Source organism: Corallococcus llansteffanensis, from assembly GCF_003612055.1.
GTDB classification, from domain to species: Bacteria; Myxococcota; Myxococcia; order Myxococcales; family Myxococcaceae; genus Corallococcus; species Corallococcus llansteffanensis.
This window is the reverse complement of the sequence record NZ_RAWB01000160.1, coordinates 1-17396: the sequence shown is the minus strand read 5'-3', so window position 1 is coordinate 17396 and position 17396 is coordinate 1. Positions and strand designations below refer to the sequence as shown.

Annotated in this window: 14 protein-coding genes and 1 pseudogene; 9 read left to right on the top strand and 6 right to left on the bottom strand. The window is 70.0% G+C overall.

Annotated features, from left to right (window positions below):
• On the top strand, nucleotides 1-903 hold a 903-nt coding region (locus D7V93_RS17010), incomplete at its 5' end, for a methyltransferase domain-containing protein (protein ID WP_208723050.1).
• Between the two features lie 52 nt (nucleotides 904-955).
• Here the strand turns inward: D7V93_RS17010 and D7V93_RS17005 are convergent.
• Nucleotides 956-1600: a hypothetical protein gene (locus tag D7V93_RS17005; RefSeq protein WP_147451204.1), complete on the bottom strand. Its 645-nt coding sequence runs from the start codon at nucleotides 1598-1600 to the stop codon at nucleotides 956-958.
• Nucleotides 1601-2080: 480 nt separating this feature from the next.
• Between D7V93_RS17005 and D7V93_RS17000 the strand changes: the two genes are divergently transcribed.
• Complete coding sequence (locus tag D7V93_RS17000; RefSeq protein WP_120644420.1) at nucleotides 2081-3397, top strand: esterase/lipase family protein; 1317 nt, start codon at nucleotides 2081-2083, stop codon at nucleotides 3395-3397.
• Between the two features lie 41 nt (nucleotides 3398-3438).
• On the opposite strand, the gene D7V93_RS16995 is transcribed toward D7V93_RS17000, so the two are convergent.
• Nucleotides 3439-4077 carry a hypothetical protein gene (locus D7V93_RS16995; protein ID WP_120644419.1) on the bottom strand — a complete coding sequence of 213 codons (639 nt, stop codon included), beginning with the start codon at nucleotides 4075-4077 and terminating at the stop codon, nucleotides 3439-3441.
• A gap of 164 nt (nucleotides 4078-4241) precedes the next feature.
• Nucleotides 4242-4988: a hypothetical protein gene (locus D7V93_RS16990; RefSeq protein WP_120644418.1), complete on the bottom strand. Its 747-nt coding sequence runs from the start codon at nucleotides 4986-4988 to the stop codon at nucleotides 4242-4244.
• A 139-nt stretch (nucleotides 4989-5127) separates the two neighbouring features.
• On the opposite strand from D7V93_RS16990, the gene D7V93_RS16985 reads away from it, so the two are divergent.
• Complete coding sequence (locus D7V93_RS16985) at nucleotides 5128-6453, top strand: amidohydrolase (RefSeq protein WP_120644417.1); 1326 nt, start codon at nucleotides 5128-5130, stop codon at nucleotides 6451-6453.
• Nucleotides 6454-6498: 45 nt separating this feature from the next.
• Here D7V93_RS16985 and D7V93_RS16980 read toward each other — a convergent pair whose 3' ends face one another.
• Together D7V93_RS16980 and D7V93_RS16975 are read right to left on the bottom strand one after the other, a co-directional pair.
• The gene (locus D7V93_RS16980) at nucleotides 6499-7173 is read right to left on the bottom strand and encodes a fimbrial protein (protein ID WP_120644416.1); all 675 of its coding nucleotides are present in this window, start codon (nucleotides 7171-7173) and stop codon (nucleotides 6499-6501) included.
• An 88-nt stretch (nucleotides 7174-7261) separates the two neighbouring features.
• Nucleotides 7262-8416, bottom strand: coding sequence for a hypothetical protein (locus D7V93_RS16975; RefSeq protein WP_120644415.1), 1155 nt, complete (start codon nucleotides 8414-8416; stop codon nucleotides 7262-7264).
• Between the two features lie 212 nt (nucleotides 8417-8628).
• Between D7V93_RS16975 and D7V93_RS16970 the strand changes: the two genes are divergently transcribed.
• From D7V93_RS16970 to D7V93_RS16955, 4 genes are all read left to right on the top strand, one after another.
• Nucleotides 8629-9462 (top strand): metallophosphoesterase, encoded by an 834-nt coding sequence (locus D7V93_RS16970; protein ID WP_120644414.1) that lies wholly within the window; start codon nucleotides 8629-8631, stop codon nucleotides 9460-9462.
• A complete protein-coding gene (locus D7V93_RS16965; protein WP_120644413.1) occupies nucleotides 9459-10157 on the top strand; it encodes an AraC family transcriptional regulator in 699 nt (232 codons plus the stop codon). Before D7V93_RS16970 ends, D7V93_RS16965 begins: the two co-directional genes overlap by 4 nt.
• Nucleotides 10158-10174: 17 nt before the next feature.
• Entirely contained in the window at nucleotides 10175-11368 is a 1194-nt protein-coding gene (locus D7V93_RS16960) for a hypothetical protein (protein ID WP_147451203.1), read from the top strand.
• A 148-nt stretch (nucleotides 11369-11516) separates the two neighbouring features.
• Complete coding sequence (locus D7V93_RS16955) at nucleotides 11517-12506, top strand: aldo/keto reductase (RefSeq protein ID WP_120644411.1); 990 nt, start codon at nucleotides 11517-11519, stop codon at nucleotides 12504-12506.
• A gap of 175 nt (nucleotides 12507-12681) precedes the next feature.
• Here the strand turns inward: D7V93_RS16955 and D7V93_RS16950 are convergent, their stop codons facing one another.
• On the bottom strand, nucleotides 12682-13290 hold the full coding sequence (locus D7V93_RS16950; protein ID WP_208723049.1) for a cysteine hydrolase family protein: 609 nt from the start codon (nucleotides 13288-13290) through the stop codon (nucleotides 12682-12684).
• A gap of 181 nt (nucleotides 13291-13471) precedes the next feature.
• On the opposite strand from D7V93_RS16950, the gene D7V93_RS16945 reads away from it, so the two are divergent.
• On the top strand, nucleotides 13472-16879 hold the full coding sequence (locus D7V93_RS16945) for an AAA family ATPase (RefSeq protein ID WP_120644409.1): 3408 nt from the start codon (nucleotides 13472-13474) through the stop codon (nucleotides 16877-16879).
• Nucleotides 16880-16883: 4 nt separating this feature from the next.
• Nucleotides 16884-17396: pseudogene (locus tag D7V93_RS16940) on the top strand (AAA family ATPase); the annotation flags it as partial.

Below are 17396 nucleotides of genomic sequence, written 5' to 3'. Positions count from 1 at the left end.
GCTTCCCCCTGGTGGGTCGAGCGGGCCAAGACCCTCCTGGCGCCGAGGGACTTGCGAACGCTGGGCCTGGGCGCGCAGTGGGAGCTCTTCGAGCGGTTCTCCTTCGTGCAGGAGAACGTGGAACCGGCGCTGCTCCTGCTCGATGTCCAGGCGCGGCCGGAGCTCCAGGCGCTCTGGGCGGCGCTGGAGGCGGGTGCACTCCTGGTGACCGAGGCGCTGGACGTGGCTGGAGCGGACGTCGCCCAGCAGCTTCGCACCGGGAACCTCTCGCCTGCCCGCTTCCGGGAGCAGTGGGAGGGGCTGGGCTTCACCGAGGCCACGGGCCGCGCGAGCACGGCGGCGGATGACTGGCTGGAGGGCCTGCTGCGCATCTCACGCATCACCACCGGCCAGGACCGGCCCCCATTCGGTCAGGTGAACATGGCCTCGCGGGCCCAGCGCATCTCCGACTTCCTCACCACCACGCGTCCCGGGCGAAGCGACACGGTCTACGACCTCGGCTGTGGCAACGGGAAGTTCGCCATCACCGTGGCCGCGAGCTCCTCGGCCCGGGTCAAGGGCGTGGAGTACGGGCAGAGTTATGTCGAATCCGCGCGCCGCAATGGCGAGCGTTTCGCGCTGCCGAACCTGGAGTTCATCCACGCGGATGTCCGCGACGTGGACCTGTCGGACGGCACCGCGTTCTACCTGTACTTCCCCTTCTGGGGAGAGGTGGCGCACGCGGTGGCCCGGATGCTCGGGGACGTCGCGCGGGCTCGGGACATCACCGTGTACGCCTCGGGCCCCCGCCATGACTACGGCGAGCACTTCCTGGAGCAGGTCTCACAGGGGGCGCTGTGTCTCGCGCCACAGCGCCACGCCTTCGCCGACGTGATGGTCCTGCGCAGCGCTGGCTTCGTGTGACTGCCCGTGGCTCCCGCCCGGACGGGAGCCACGGTGGGGCGTCCACCTCCCATCAACCGTTCTGCTGGAAGGTGTAGGACGGGCAGGTTCGGGTATTGCCGGAGATGTAGTACCCAATCACCTTGAACGACGGGCTGAAGGTCGGGCCGATGCCCGCGTACGCGGTGACCGTCTGGTAGGGCGAGCCTTGGAACCAGCCCGTGCCTTCGGAGTCACTGACCGTCGTGAGGCCTGGGGCAAAGGCCTGGGCGAACGCGGTGATCCGTTGCTGGATGGGAACGTAGGGGACGAACTCGCTCCATGACACCGTCATCTGCGCGGCGCCATCGGCCATGCCGTAGAAGAACTGTGGATCGAAATCCAGCACACCATTGCAATGTTGCTGGGACACGGAGCTGACCGTGGCAGCGGCGCCAAGCGCCTCCGTGAGGAAGGCCAGCTCCGCTTGCTCTGCCTTGGAGAGATCGCGAGCACTCTTCGTCAGCGCATCGGCACGGGCCCGCAGGGGCGCATCCCCCGCGGTCAACGTGTAGGTGCGGCCGTTCGCGGTTTCGAACTTCAGCGTGTTGGCATCCACCTGCTTCCAACCGTGGGACTCCAACTCGGAGACGGGAACTCCGCCCACTCGCACTTCCATCGCCAACGAGGGGGCGGAAGCCAGGAAGGTGGTTGCGACCAGCGTCTTGAGAATCCTCATCGGTTCGAGCCCTTGGGTTGTTGTTGCGTGGGAGCGACAGACCGGTGCATTCCCACTTCCGCGCGGATCCGTCGCGGCCCGAAAGCTAGTCAGCTTTGACCTGGAAGTAACAGCCCGGTGTGGAGCTCAGGGCCCATACAGCTCCGCCGACTCCGTGTCGCCGTGCTTCTGTCGTGAGCTGATACATTCAGGCTGGCGGTAGGGATCCAGGTATCCGAGGCCGGGTCGTACAACAGCGTCAAAGGCCTGAGCCCGTAAGGAGCGATTGGCGCCAGCGGGGATATTGCCGATGATGCCGCCCCAGACGCCGTCTGGTGGGTGCCAGGTCCACGGTCACGGAGGGAATGCCCGAGGCGCTGGAGGTGACGGAGACGCGGGAGAGGAGTCCGGTGCCAACGCGCAGCTCCGGGACTGCAACCGCCAGAGCAACGGAGCCCCTCTCCGGCGTATGCTCGCTCCCTCTCCTTCGAGGACAATCCCATGCGGGCTTCCCCTTCACGCGCACTCTTCCTGGCGATGCTCATGCTCTCCGTCAGCGTGGCGGCCTGCCTCGCGCAGGACGATGGGTCCGGGAGCACCGAGGAGCGGCTCCAGGGAAGGTCCCTGGATGACGAGGAGGAACCCGAGGTCTGCGGGGAGTGTGACGGGGGCGCTGACGCCGGGGACGCCGGCGATGCGGGAGACGCCGGAGACGCGGGTTGTGAACCGGCGGACCTGGAGTTTACCGATCCCACCACCTGTGCACTCGACGCGGGGGTGGATGCGGGCACCGACGGGGGCCTGGCTGCGGACTTCACCTGGGCCGAGGCATCGGCAGTGCAAGCCTCCTTCGAGTTCGCGGCGGCTTCGGGTCCAACGCCTGTCCTCAACCCCACACCGACCACGGCAGGAGAGCGGACGAATGCCGCGGAGACGGCACGGATGAGCGAGCGCTGTGGCCTGTGCGAGGTCCGGCCCAGGACGACCCTCAATCCGAACAAGGTGCCGTACATCTCCGTGCATGGCATCAAGGACGGCCCGGACGTGATGAACCCGGCCATCAACCACTTCCCGTCCAACGCGCAGGTCTACGACTTCTTCTACCCGGACAACCGGCACCCCATGGAGACGTCGGACTGCCTGCGCAACGCCATCATGCAGGTGTTGCGGCAGCACACGGGGAAGACCGTGCAGGTGGTGGGGCATTCACTCGGCGCGGTCATCGCGAACGGCGCGGACCACTCGCTCGCGGACAGCGAATGGATGCCGACAGAGGTCCCGATGAACTGCGGGTGGAACAAGAAGGTGCGCGGGCGCCACCGCAAGGACTTCGTCCTCGAGCCGCCGCCCGCCCCCGGTCAGCTCGACCTCCGCATGACGTTGATCGACCCCATCTTCCAGGGGTTCGTGGATGCCCCGCTGCTCGTCTCCGACTGCGCGCCCGGGCCGGGAGACCTCACCTCGGGCAGCGCGCTCATGCAGACGCTGAACACCCGGCGCACCGTCTCCAGCCAACGCCGGGTGTTCTATGCCGACCTCGCGGGCGAAACCACCGCCCGGGACCTCACCGAGTTCCCCGCCGGGGATCTGGAACTCATCTGCAAGGGGCTCCGAGGTGAGACGGTGAGCACCCGGAAGTTCGGCCTCATCCACGCGTGGAACGGCGTGAAGGACCTGCCGCTCGTTCCGGGTGGGCAGACGCTCAAGGAGGCACTGGGCTGCGGCTGCTCAGCGGCGCGCATCAGGGCGCTCGCCACGCAGGCCGCGCCCCGGTTGCCGGGCAACCACACCACCGTTATCGGCAGCGTTCCCTTCTGAGCGCCTGTCGAAGAGGAGCGCGCGAGTCCGGGCGTTGGAGCTCAGCAGGGATTGCCTTCGAGGATCTCCGCGCCCGCGCGCACGCGGATCTTCACGCCATTCGACGTCGCGGTGCCGGTCACGCGCACCGTGGAGTAACCCGAGCTACCGGGGATGTAGTAGCGCAGCCGGCAGTAGCCGGGCACGCCGGGAATCGCCGGGGTCCAGGAGCCCGTGCCAGTCACGGTGCCCAGATACTCCCAGGTGGTATTGGGAATCGCCCAGGCGTTGCCCGTGACGGACAGGGCGTTGCAGGCCGACTGGGTGGCGGGGTACGGGCTCGGAACGGCCTCCACGAAGGGCTTGGCCAACCTGCCGCCGATGTTCGTCACGTCCACCACGAACTGGTTGGCGCAGGACGTCTGGTGATACGTGGCATCCACTGACGTCGCGTAGGTGGGAACGAAGCCCGTCTTGCGGCAGTTCCAGACGTAGGGAACCGTCTCGCCGTCCGGCTGCGCCAGCACCGTGCTGCTGGTGATGCACGGGAGGACCGGCGGCGGGAACACGACCAGCTCATCGCTGGAGGTGGCGACGTCGCCCGCCGGCCCCGGCAACGGGGCGTCATCCTCCAGCGGACCTCCACAGGCGGTGGCGAGCGAGGCGGCGAACAGGAGGGCAGCGGACGAGGTGAGGCGCATGGGATGACTCCGTGGGGCGAGGAAGAGCAGAGCTGCGTTGAGCCCCACCCTGTTACGCCCGGCATCGCGCTTATTCTCCGCGTCATTTGGACGGAAGGCGCCGTGCGGCGACGTGCAGGCCCGTCCTCCCGCCGCAGGGCCCGACACCGCGCGGCCTGCCCTCGTCAGTCGCAGTTGTTGGTGTTGTCCACGATGAGCCGCTCGCGCAGCTGGGGCGTCAGCGTGTCGCCGTCGATGAGGTACTTCACCCGCGTCTCGGAGATGTTCGGGCCGGCTGTGCAGCCGGGCCCGACGGTGCGATACGTCACCGTCGGCCCCGCTCCGTCCAGGGTGGGCGTGAACTCTTCCTCGCCGAGGGAGCCGCTGCGCTCGTCCGAGCCGAGGGACCGCCCGTCGGGGCCGCGAAGCATCACGCGCAGGGCCTGCCGTGTCGTTCTCCGCGGATCATCCTTCGGCAGGGTCTCCAGCAGCACGGCCGTCAGGGTGTGGTCCTTCTTCTTCCACGACTTCGACTGGACGACACGCCACTCGGGACCGAGCTGGGGGCACGCCAGCGGCTCCGCCCACGTCACGTCGCGCGCGTACGCGGCGGGCTCGAAGGCCTTGAGCGTCTCCAGCACCTTCGGCCCCGCGGCAGGCGCACAGGCTCCGAGCACCACCACCATGAAGCCCGGCTTGAGCCCCGGCACGGTGCCGCTCTGGAGGATGCGTGGGTAGCCCTCCGCCACCTTCAGCGTCCCCTCCCATTCATTCTTCTTCGCGCGCTCCTGCCACCGGCCCAGGGACGTCTCGGCCTCGGCCGTGTCCTTGCCCCCACCCCAGATGAGGAGCTGGGCCGGCTGGGGTTCCGCCCCCGCCACGCCGGTCCACGCCAGGACGGCAGCCACCACCACGAATCCGCTCGCCTTCATGAATCCCCCTTGTGGGTCCGATCCGACGGAGTGGAATCCTACGCGGCCTTGCCCGCGTGCCGGAAACCCGGAGGCCGCCCCCCGGTGTCACGGTCCGTGCTGTAGTGGTGCGCTCCCCTGACGGACCGGAGGCTCCCTCATGAAAGCGCTGCCCCTGCTACCCCTGCTCTTCGCCTGCCTCGCGGCGCCCGGCGGCCCCGCGCTCGCGGCGGCGCCCCCTCCCGCGGCCCTCGAGGGCCTGGACGCGCTGTACCCCGAACTGGACGCGCTCTACCGCGACCTGCACCAGACGCCCGAGCTGTCACTCCAGGAGGAGCGGACGGCGGCGAAGCTGGCCGAGCGCCTGCGCAAGCTCGGCTTCGAGGTGACCCCGAAGGTAGGTGGGCACGGCGTGGTGGCCCTGCTGCGCAACGGCAAGGGGCCCACGGTGATGCTGCGCACGGACCTGGACGGGCTGCCGGTGGAGGAGAAGACGGGCCTGCCCTACGCCAGCAAGACGAAGGCGAAGGATGCGGCCGGGGCGGAGGTCGCGGTGATGCACGCGTGCGGGCACGACGTGCACATGACGTCCTGGCTTGGCACGGCCACGCTGCTGGCGCGGACGAAGGACCAATGGCGTGGCACGCTGATGTTGGTGGGGCAGCCGGCCGAGGAGATTGGCGCGGGGGCCCGGCAGATGCTGGCGGACGGCCTGTTCAAGCGCTTCCCCAAGCCGGACTTCGCCGTCGCCCTGCACACCATCGCCACCGCCGCGGCGGGGACGGTGCAGTTCACCCCCGGCTATGCGCTGGCGAGCGTGGACTCGGTGGACGTCACCCTCTACGGCAAGGGCGGGCACGGCGCGTACCCGCACACCACCGTGGACCCGGTGGTGATGGCGGCGCGCACCATCCTCTCGCTGCAGACGCTCATCAGCCGGGAGAAGAGCCCGCTGGAGCCGGCGGTGATAACCGTGGGGTCCATCCACGGCGGCACCAAGCACAACATCATCCCGGACGAGGTGCGCCTTCAGCTCACGGTGCGCACGTACAAGCCGGAGGTGCGCAAGGCGCTGCTGGCCGGCATCGAGCGCATCGCGAAGGCGGAGGCGATGGCCTCCGGAGCGCCCCGCCCGCCCGACGTCAAGGTCACCGAAGGCACGCCCGCCACCTTCAATGATCCTGCGCTCACGAAGCGGCTGGTGGACGCGGTGGGGAAGGTGATTGGCGAGAAGAACCTCAGCGAGACACCGTCCGTCATGGGCGGCGAGGACTTCTCCGAGTACGGCCGCGCGGGCGTGCCCGCGGTGATGCTGTGGCTGGGCATCACCGAACCCAAGCGCTTCGCCGAGGCCAAGGCCAAGGCCGCGGAGGATTCGCTGCCCTCCCCGCACTCGCCCCTCTACGCGCCGGACCGCGAGCGCTCGCTGCGCACCGGCGTCACCCTGCTGACCACCTCCGCGCTGGAGCTGCTGGGCAAGCCCTGAGGTCCACCCTTCGTCGGGCCCTCCAGGGACGGGGACGTCAGCGCTTCAGTCCTCCACGACGTGAAGGGGGACGCCGGGCTCGGCGGCCTGTCCGTCCACGTCCTGGAGGTCCAGCGGTCCGGTGGAGATAACCCAGACATCCAGCGCCTCGTCGTTGTCGGTGTTCCCCGCGCACGCCAGGGTGATGTCACAGGCGGGGCATGTGCCAGAGACGCCGAGCCGCGCCTTCACCTGCGGGGGGAGCGCCTCCAGGTCGATGGGGCGCAGCTCCTTGAACCAGAAGGTGTCCACGCCGACGGACACCGCACCGTCCGGGACCGCGCTGCGCTCTTCATCGCGAACCTCCATCGGCCCCTGGCCGACGAAGTACGCATAGCGATTGATCCGCTCGGGCGTGAAGCCCACCTTCGCGAAGACCGGCTCGTAGGTCCCCGTGTCCCGGAAGTGGAGTTTCTGGGTCGTGTACCAGGCCTTCAGGTTCGACTTGCACTCCGCCGCGCGGGCGCGCTGGCCGAACCGGACGAAGTTGCGCATCGTGCCGGCGGCCACCACGCCCACGCACGGGCAGGCCAGCAAGCCGAGGGCGATGAAGGGCCACCGCATGCGGGAGCGGGCCGGGACGCTCGTCACGTTGCCGCACGGGCAGGTGATTTCGTCGCCCGGCGCAAGCCCTGTCAATTCGAGCGGCCGGCGGCACTTCGGACACTTCAGGGTTGCCATCAAGAGAGCTTCCCCTGCCTCCCGTCCGCGCGGCAACGCCGCGGCGCTCACGCCCCCGGGCCGAGGAGCTTGTTGCGTGGCGTGAAACCTAGCGCCGTGCCGCACCGGGGTGGATGTCGATGCGCTCACCGCCCCGATCCGTGCTGCCCGAGATGCCGAAGATCTCCGCGTAATGGGCGGCGGTGTCCACGCCCTTGACCGTGGTGAAGTGGGAGCCCGTCATCGGCTCGCGCTTGCCGCTGATGTTCAGGAGGGAGACCTCTTCCCAGGAGCCACCCGTGGCGGCGGTCCGGGTGGGCTCCACGCCAAACTTCTCCGCCCCCACGCGCTCGCCATTTCGCACGATGAACTGGTCCACGGAGTTCACCCGCTTGAAGGAGGACTCCTTGCCCGGGCCCCAGCCCTCCTGATGGAACTGGGAGGTGAAGTGCTGGTGCTCCTTGTTCCCCTCCAGCCGGATGTCCATGCGCACCTCGCCCGGCCCCTGGGCCTGGAGGGTCATCGTGAAGTGCTCACCCGGATAGAAGTACTGGTTGTGCTCCTCCGGCTTCGCTCCCGGCTCGGACCGCGTCGGCGGGTTGTGCCAGTGCTTGTCCGCGGGCGTGTCCGGGTTGGTGTCCCGCCAGAAGGGCCGGAAGGCGAAGTTCTCCCGCAGGGTCTTCAGCTTCGCGTCCACGTCGGCCTTGCCGCGCGCCACCACCTGGGGCGGGGTGTGGCCGTCGACCAGGGCCGGCTGTCCCTCCACGGTGGCGCGCACGAAGCGATGCGAGGGGTCGCGCATGTCGCTGCCCCGGGGATCGTCGGTGAAGGTGGCCTGTCCGTGGCTGTCGTAGACGCGGTCCCACGTCAGTCCAGCGTCCACTTCCCTGTTCCCGGAGCGCCCGCCCATGTAGACGCTGGGGCGCTCCAGCGGGCCCGTCTGCCAGGCGGTGTTGCCCGTGCCATGAAACTGGCGTGAGGGATCCGTCGACACCTGCGGCAGCGTGCCCCTGCCGGTGATCCCCCGGTGGTGGGTGGAGGGCTCGCTCTCCACCTTGCGGAAGTAGGCCCCCTTGGCGTGGGAATCCACTCGCGAGCCGAAGTGGGCCTGCACCGGGTGGCCCGCCGCGCCCTGGACCTCGAAGGTGTCTCCCGGTGCGGTCGGAGCGGACGCATGGGGAGCCGCCTCCTTGGGATGGGGAGCCGCCACCTCGGTGCTCACGTGCGTACTGGCGATGCCCCGGCCCTGAATCTGGATGCTCATCTCACGCGCTCCCACCCAAGAGGGTTGAACCCCTGAAACAGCCCAAGCATGGGCGGTGGTGCATCCTGAATCCAATGCATGAAAGCCATGCACCCATGAACCCCGCTCATGGTCCCCGGCCCCCTTCCCTTCCAGGTGGAATGGATGTCAGGGACGCAGTCGCAAGTACGACCCAGCCACCTGTGCTACGGACAAGCAACAAACCTCGCGCCATGCCCACCGACTCCCAAGAGGTCGTCTTCGCCGCCGTGGGGGATGTCCACGGACACATGAACCGGATGGTGGATCACCTCCGGCACCAGGCGGAGGTCCTCCGCCGGCCGTTCGACTTCATCCTCCAGGTCGGTGACTTCGAGCCCCACCGTGACGAGGCGGATCTCGCCACCATGTCCGCCCCCGCGAAGTACCGGCAGCTCGGCGACTTCGCGGCCTATCACCAGGCCCGGCGGCGCTTCCCCTGGCCGCTGTACTTCATTGGCGGCAACCACGAGCCCTACGGCTACCTGGACACCCACCCCGAGGGCTTCGAGCTCGTCCGCCACTGTCACTACCTCGGTCGCGTCGGCGTCGTGGACCTGCATGGCCTGCGCGTGGTGGGCCTGTCCGGCATCTACCAGGAGGAGTCCTTCCGCGTTCAGCGCCCGCCCCTCTCCGCGCTGGGCTCCGTCTCCACCAAGGCCTTCACCTACTTCAACGAGCGGGACGTCGAGCAGGCCCTGGAGCTCGGACGCGCGGACGTGCTGCTCGTCCACGACTGGCCGTCGGGCATCATCGCCCCGGAAGACTCCGCCGGCTTCCAGGGGAAGCGCCGCAGCCCGAACGCCGACACCGTGGGCAATGAATACGCACGGCTGCTCGTGGACGCGCTCCAGCCGAAGCTGGTGCTCTGTGGCCACATGCACAGGTCCTACCGCGGCTCCGTCCACCATGCCTCCGGACGGACGACCCAGGTGCGCTGCCTTGCCAGCGTCGAACAGGGGTTGGATGCGTTCGGCCTCTTCCACTTCCGAGGCGACGCATGCTCCGAAACACTCCTCGACCGATGACCGCCACGGAACCCGCGACGCGACAGCGCTTCTCGGCGGCGACCCGGCTGGAGCGCCACCGGCACGTGACGGGCTACACCGCCGTCGTCATCGCGGGCGGCTATGTGGAGGCGGGGGACTCCGGCCGCTTCCGGCTGCACGCAGGCTCCGTGGTGTTCCACCGCCCCTTCGAGTCGCACGCGAACCACTTCGACACCACCGGGGCCGTCGTCCTCAACCTGCCGCTTCCCGCCTCCGCGCCGGACGTGACGGTGGGACTGCTGCGGGACGTGGATGCCGTGGTGCGGCTGGCCGGGAAGGACCCTCGGGCGGCCGCGGAGCTCGTGGCCTCCTCAGGGGTGGCGCCCATCAGGGGTCCCGGGGACTGGCCGGACCTGCTCGCCTCGGCGCTGCGCGACAATCCCTCGCTGGGGCTCATGGACTGGGCGGAGGCCGCGGGCCTCGCGGTGGAGACGGTGGCTCGCGGCTTCAAGCGGGCCTATGGCGTCTCTCCCAAACGCTACCGGGCCGAGGTGCGCGCGCTCCAGGCCTGGCGGCGGATCCCCCGCTCGACCCTGCCGCTCGCGCAGCTCGCTCTCGCGCTCGGGTTCACCGACCAAGCGCACATGACCCGCGACGTCGTGGCCCTGACGGGACGGACGCCCGCGGCCCTGAGGCGCGAGGGTCAACTGGATTCAAGAACGGCCCGGCGCTAGCGACTACAGGCAGGGGCATGAACCGACGCGATTGCCTCTCCGCCCTGCTCGCCCTGCCCTTCGCCGCGACGGTGGGCTGCGCCTCCCAAAGCCCTCGGCCCCCATCGGCCGCCTCCCCTCCCCGCACCCGCTGGAAGGTCGCCGGCTCCGAGGGCATGGATGCGCTCTGCTTCCTCAATCCCCTGTCCGGGGATTCGTTCTACACCCGCTTCTACGCGGACGAGCTGGCCCGGTTCACCCCGCGCTTTCCCGCGGACGCCGTCACCACGCTCCAACAGCTCAAGGCCTCGTCGAGGGCGCAGGACCAGATGATGGGCCCCTTCCTCTGTCTGGTGTTCTCCGCCGGGCCCACGGGGACACTCGCGGACGTGCGCGGCGCGCTCACGAACGCCGAGACGCAGCTGCTTCCAGGCTTCCGCGCCAGCCCCTACTGGGAGCCCAAGGCCTGGGACTGGTTCCTCACGGCCCGCCCCGACCTGGCCCGCGTGCTCGAAGCGCTGGCCGCCGCTGGCTTCCCCACGTTCCGCCGAGACGTGCTCGGAGACCGCGTGGAGCAACGCGCGACGGCGCTGCGACAGCGGCTGGCCGGAGTGGACGTCATCGCCGAGCAGGAGCGGCTGCTGGGCCACCGACTCCAGGAGGACATCGCCATCGACCTGATGCACTTCTCCAAGCCGCACGGCATCAAGGTCATCGGGCAGCGGTTCCTCACGCACCTGACCTACTCCGACGAGCTGGTCATCCGGAACGCGGCGCACGAAATCCTGCACCCGCCCTTCGACGTCGCGCACCCCTCCATCCGCGCGGCGTTGGACGTGCTGCGACGCGACCCGCTGCTTACCCGCATCGTCGCGGACCATGACCCAAGCTTTGGCTACACCACGCTCGAAGGCCTCTTCGACGAGGACACCGCCGAGGCGCTGGAGCAGCTCATCACCGAGCGACTCGGCGTCGCCGTTCCGGCACGCGAGCGCTGGCGCCGCGCCGACGACGGCATGCACGTGCTGGCCGCCGGGCTGTACGGGCTCCTCAAGGCCGACGGCTTCGAGCGTACCGGAGGCATCATCCAGGAGTGGCTGGGCCGGGCCGCGAACGAGGGACGGCTCGGGCCCGCGTCGCTGCATGCGTCCGCGGCCAGCGTGCTGGGGCTGCCTGCCGGGCAGCTCTGGAAGCCGCCCGGAGGGGCCCTGGCCCCCAGCTCGCCCCCATGACGCCACGAGGGAGCTGAGCTTCCATTGTCAACCACCGCTTAAGAGCCTGTTGCCTCCATGGCGCGTAGTCCTCCGCGACGTCGGTCCCTACTTTCCATGCGAACGGGGCGAACGGCAGCGTCCACACGGAGCCCTGGAGGAAAGCACCATGCAGAAGCGCAAACTTGGAAACAGCGGACTGGAAGTTTCCGCCATCGGCCTCGGCTGCATGGGCTTGAGCTATGGCTATGGTCCGGCCACGGACACGCAGGAGGCCATCCAGCTGATCCGGGCGGCCTTCGAGCGCGGCATCACCTTCTTCGACACCGCCGAGGCCTACGGCCCCTACAAGAACGAAGAGCTTCTGGGCGAAGCCCTCGCTCCCTTCCGGGACCAGGTGGTGATAGCCACCAAGTTCGGCTTCGAGTTCGATTCCGCTGGCGGGCAGAGCGGCATGAACAGCCGGCCGGAGCACATCAAGGAAGTGGCCGAGGCGGCGCTCAAGCGGCTCAAGACCGACCGCATCGACCTCTTCTACCAGCACCGCGTCGATCCGAACGTGCCCATCGAGGAGGTCGCTGGCACGGTGAAGGAGCTGATCCGGCAAGGCAAGGTCAAGCACTTCGGCCTGTCCGAAGCAGGCGCGCAGACGATCCGGCGCGCGCATGCGGTCCAGCCGGTCACCGCCCTCCAGAGTGAATACTCCCTGTGGTGGCGCGAGCCCGAGAAGGAGATCCTGCCAACCCTGGAGGAGCTTGGGATTGGCTTCGTGCCCTTCTCCCCGCTCGGCAAGGGCTTCCTCACGGGAGCGATCAACGAGAGCACGACGTTCGACAGCAAGGACTTCCGCAACATCGTCCCGCGCTTCGCGCCGGAGGCCCGGAAGGCGAACCAGGACCTCGTGGAGGTTCTCGGCGCAATCGCGGCACGGAAGCAGGTGACCCGGGGCCAGCTCGCGCTCGCCTGGCTTCTGGCCCAGAAGCCGTGGATCGTGCCCATCCCGGGGACGACCAAGCTGCATCGCATGGAGGAGAACGCCGGAGCGGCGGCCGTCAAGCTGACGCCCGAGGACCTCCGTGACATCGACGGCGCCCTCTCCCGGATCACGGTGCAGGGGGAGCGCTACCCCGCGCACCTCCAGGCCAGGGTCGGTCGCTGAGAACCGAGGCGTGAATCCGCGGCAGCGACCTGCACCCCTACCGCGCGATGGGCATGCGCGAAGCCCTCAAGGTGTTCGTTCGCCCCTGAGCTGCCTCCCGGAATGAGCAGAAGCCCGGTCATCCGCGTCGGAGGGCCGGGCTTCTTCTCATTCCAACGTCGCCATCGGGCGGGCCCTACGCCTTGAACATGCCGATCACTTCCGAGGACGGCATCGGACGCGAGAACATCGGGAAGTCGTACTTGAGCGCATTCTTGTGCTCTTCCGACGAGGTGGCGGAAGTGCAGTCGGTGAGGGTGATGACGTCGAAGCCGTGCTCGTACGCGGTGCGCATCGTTGACTCGACACAGCAGTTCGTGAGGAAGCCGCCGATCACCACCGTCTTGATGCCCTTGCTGCGCAGGATGAAGTCGAGGTTGGTGCTGGCGAAGGTGTCCAGGCCGCGTTTGCCCTCGATCACGATGTCGCCCTTCTGCGGCGCCAGGGGGTCGATGATCTGCGCGCCCCAACTGCCCTTCACGAAGGCCTTCCCGTCGACCACGCCCTTCAAGATGCCGTAGGGGTGCCGGGTCAGCTCGCCGTAGCCCTCGGCGAAGGAGATCGGCGCGTGCATCACCGTCACGCCCTTCGTCCGCGCGGCCTTCACCAGCGCCACGGTGTTCTCCAGCATCTTCGTCTCCGCCATCACACCCTTCACCGCCGGGTGCAGCACCCCTCCCTCGGTGGCGAACTCGTTCTGGTACTCGATCAGCAGCACGGCGGTGGTCGACGGGTCGAGCGACATGGCGGACTCCAGGAAGAAGGGCCTGCCCCTTCCGGGCAGGCCTGACATGTTTGCCAGCCTGTCAGAGAAGCGGTCAAGCCGCGCCCGGCGCGTCAGTCATCGACAATGGGATGGAGGCCCGTCAGCTCCTCGGGGCCCGGGGCGTCGCTGTGCGGCGCCGTGCTAGCCTGAGCCCCCTGCCATGAACTTTCGCTTTCAATGCTGGGTGCAGCGGCATGCCAGTCGTCGGGTCACGCTCACACCGTTGGCCCTGCCCCACCTCGCCGTGCACGCGGACTCGCTGGAGAAGGCCACCGAGGAGCTGACCCTCGCGCTGGATGATCAGCTCACCCGCGTGCACCCCCGCCGGGTGCCGGAGTTCATCGCCGCGTCGGGCGGCGTCCTCCACACGCTCGACGTGCCGGGCATCCCCGTCTGGGGCGCGGAGGAGAACACCGTCTCGCCGCTGCAGTTCTCCGCCGTCGTCGCCCCCGCGCACCAGTCCTTCATCGGACTGCACACCCCGCGCCTCGGCACGCACCTGTGGTTCCAGGGCAAGACGCTCCCCCAGGACGCCGCGGATCGCTTGAGCGAGCAGCTGGAGGACCTCTCCGACGCGCGCCGGCTCGCGCTGCGCCCGGAGGGCCCGGAGTCGCTGGTGGAGCTGGAGGTGCAGGCCACGCCCACCCTGCTCGCGGCCCTCACCCCGCGCCAGCTCCGCCTGGACATCCGCCCGCCGCCGCGGCCTCCGGATGCGCCCGCGGAGAAGTCGGACGCCGGCCCGGACGACGAGGACGAGGACGCGCTGGACCTGGACTCGTGGGAGCCGCGCCGTCGCTCCCGCCGCCGCGACGCGGGCGCGAAGCCGGAGAAGCCGCCGCCCACGCCCACGTTGGATCGCATCGCGGTGCCCTGGCACAAGCTCGCGCAGGACGGACAGCTCGACCCCGCGTACGAGCAGGACGCCCTGGTGACGCTGCTCCGCGCGCGCCTCTCCGCGAAGGACGCGGAGTCCGTGGTGCTGGTGGGCCCCTCGGGCGTGGGGAAGACGGCGGTGCTCCACGCGCTCGCCCAGGCGCTGCGCGTGCCCACCGCCACCGCGTCCGAGCGCGCCCGGCCCTTCTTCTTCCTGGACGGCAGCCGCCTCATCGCGGGCGAGGGCATGATGGGCGACTGGCAGCAGCAGGTGATCCGCTGCTTCCGCGAGGCCTCCGAGTCCCACGCGCTGCTCGGCCTGGGCCACGCGGTGGACCTGCTGGACGCGGGCAAGAGCGCGCACAGCGACCAGAACGTGGCCCAGCTCCTCTTGCCGCTGCTCGCCACCCGCGAGGTGTCCGTGGTGGCCGAGGCCACGCCGGAGACGTGGGCGCAGGTGGAGCGCCGCAACACCAGCTTCGCCCGCCTCTTCTCCGTGGTGCGCGTGGAGGAGCCGTCACCGGACGCGCTGGCCCGCATCCTCGCGCGCGTGGCCGAGGACGACGCGGGGCCGAAGCCGCTGGAGGTGCTGCCCGAGGCGCTCGACGAGTCGCGCTTCCTCTGCCGCCGCTTCCTGCCCTACGGCGCGCAGGTGGGCAACGCGGTGGCCTTCCTGCGCCGCCTGCTGGCCACGTGCTCGCACGCCGCCCAGCCGCGCGTCAGCCGCCTGGACGCCATCCGCCAGTTCGCCTCCGAGTCCGGCATCCCCGAATCGCTCCTGCGCGACGACGTCCCGCTGGAGCCGGGAGCGGTGCGCACCTTCCTCTCCGCGCGGGTGCTGGGGCAGGAGACTGCGGTGGAGCGCGCGGCGGCGGTGGTGTCCGTGCTCAAGGCGGGCCTCGCCGACACGCGCCGCCCGCTGGGCGTGCTGCTCTTCGTGGGCCCCACCGGCGTGGGCAAGACGGAGCTGTCCAAGGCCCTGGCGGAGCTGCTCTTCGGCGCGAAGGAGCGCATGGTCCGCCTGGACATGGGCGAGTACGCCGGCCCGGATGCGCTGCTGCGCCTGCTGGGGGACGGACAGACGCCCGGGCACCTGTCGGCCGCGGTGCGCCGCCAGCCCTTCTGCGTGGTGCTGCTGGACGAGGTGGAGAAGGCCCACCCCGCCGTGCACGACGCGCTGCTCGGCGTGCTGGGCGAGGGCCGCCTCACCGACGCGTCCGGCCGCTTCACCGACTTCCGCAACGCGGTGCTCGTGCTGACGAGCAACCTGGGCGCGGACACCTGGCGCGCGCGCGTGGGCTTCGACTCCGCGGGCGGCGCGCCCGACACCGCCGCCCTTCGCGCGCACTACCTCGCGGAGGTGCAGCGCTTCTTCCGCCCGGAGCTGTTCAACCGGCTCGATGACGTGGTCGTCTTCTCTCCCCTCTCCGCGGACCTGCTGCGCCGGCTGGTGGTGCGCGAGGTGGAGGCCGTGTGCCGCCGCCCGGGCCTGTCCCTCCACGACGCGGCGCTGGAGGTCGCCCCGTCCGCGCTGGACTGGCTGGCCGCGCGCGGCTTCGACCCGCGCTATGGCGCCCGGCCCCTCAAGCGCGCGCTGGAGCGGGAGCTGGTGGTGCCGGTGGCGGCGTGGCTCGCCGCGCACCCGCGGGGCGGCGCGGTGAAGCTGTTCGTGGAGGCCGGCGACGCGGGGCTCACGCTGCGCGCGGAGGCGGTGGGCGGAGACGCCGAGGGCGTGGGGCGGCAGGCCATCGAGCAGGTGCTGGAGGACGCCGCCACCCTGCGCGCGGAGGTGCAGCGCTGGAGCCGCTCCGAGCCCATGCTGGCCCTGCGGCGGGAGCTGGCCGTCTTCGACAAGGCGTCCCGCCAGCCGGCGTACTGGGAGGAGCGGGCCCTGGCCGAGGCGTCCTCGCGCAAGTCCTCCGAGGCGCGTGAACTGGACAAGGCCTTCCGCGACTGCGCGCAGCAGGCCGAAGCCGTGGAGGACCTCCTCTTCGAGGCGCACCTCACGCGCGCCGTGGGACAGGCGGAGTCCCTGGCCCGCGACGTCGCCGGGCTGCGGCGGACCTTCCAGCCCCTGCGCGGGCGCATCTACGCGAGCCTCTTCCCCCCTTCGCGTGGCGCCACCCTCTTCCTCGTCCCCGGGCGTGGGGCCTGGCCGCACCTGTGCACGCTGGCGAAGGCGTACGAGGCCTGGGCCCAGGCGCAGTCCATCGCCTTCAACCGGGCCCTGCTGCTGCCCGAGGAGCCCAAGGAGGGCCAGAAGCCGAAGAAGCCCTCACGCAAGGACGTCCCGCTCTATTGGGGCTGGGAGCAGAAGGCGGCGCTGGACGAATTGAAGCGGACCCCCGCCGCGTATGCGCTGCAGCTCACCAGCGACACGCTGCCGCTCCTGCTGGCGGGCGAGCAAGGTGTGCACCGCTTCGTCGAGGGCAGCCAGGCCGCGCTGGTGCGCGTGCGCTTCGAGCCGCAGCCCCTGTCCCTGCACGCGCTGCCGGCGCTGGAGGACCTGGAGAAGTCGCTGACGAAGCAGGAGGTGCGCAGGCTGCGTCCCTCCGCCAGCGACATGGTGGGCGGCTCGCTGGAGGACCTGCGCACCGGCGCGAAGCAGCGCTACGGGCCCGCGGGACCGGACATGGAACCGCTGCTGGAAGCGTGGCTGCAGTGGCGCGTCTTCGGATCGCGAGAGGAGGGCTGACGCCATGGATCTCAAACTGCCCCTGGTGGTGTCACCCCTTGGCGGACGGCTGGTGCAGGCCTGGGTGCCCGCCTTCTGGCCCCGCTTGAGCGGCGTGGGCCCCAGCCTCTCCACGCTCCGCGACGAGCTGGCGCTCGCCGTCATGGAGCGCTTCGAGAAGGAGCCCGCGGCCCACGTCGCGGCCTACCAGCTCCCGCCGCACCTGGCCCTGCGACACGTCAAGGTGGACACGGAGGCGAGGGACCGGGAGAAGAACCGGCGCGTCGTCCTCCAGGGCCGCATGGCCGTGCTGCTGGAGAAGTGGCCGCGTGACGAGTTCTGGGTGGTGACGCCCACCCGGATGCCCGAGGCCCGCTTCGCGCTCGGCCACCCGGACGCGCTGCCCCAGGCGCTCGCGCGGCGGCTGGGCGCGTGGTGCCTGGAGCACGACCTGGACAACCTGGACCAGGCCTGGGCCACCGGACACGAGCGCCTGGAGCTGCTGGAGGTGGACGCGTACGCGCCCACCATCCTCCCC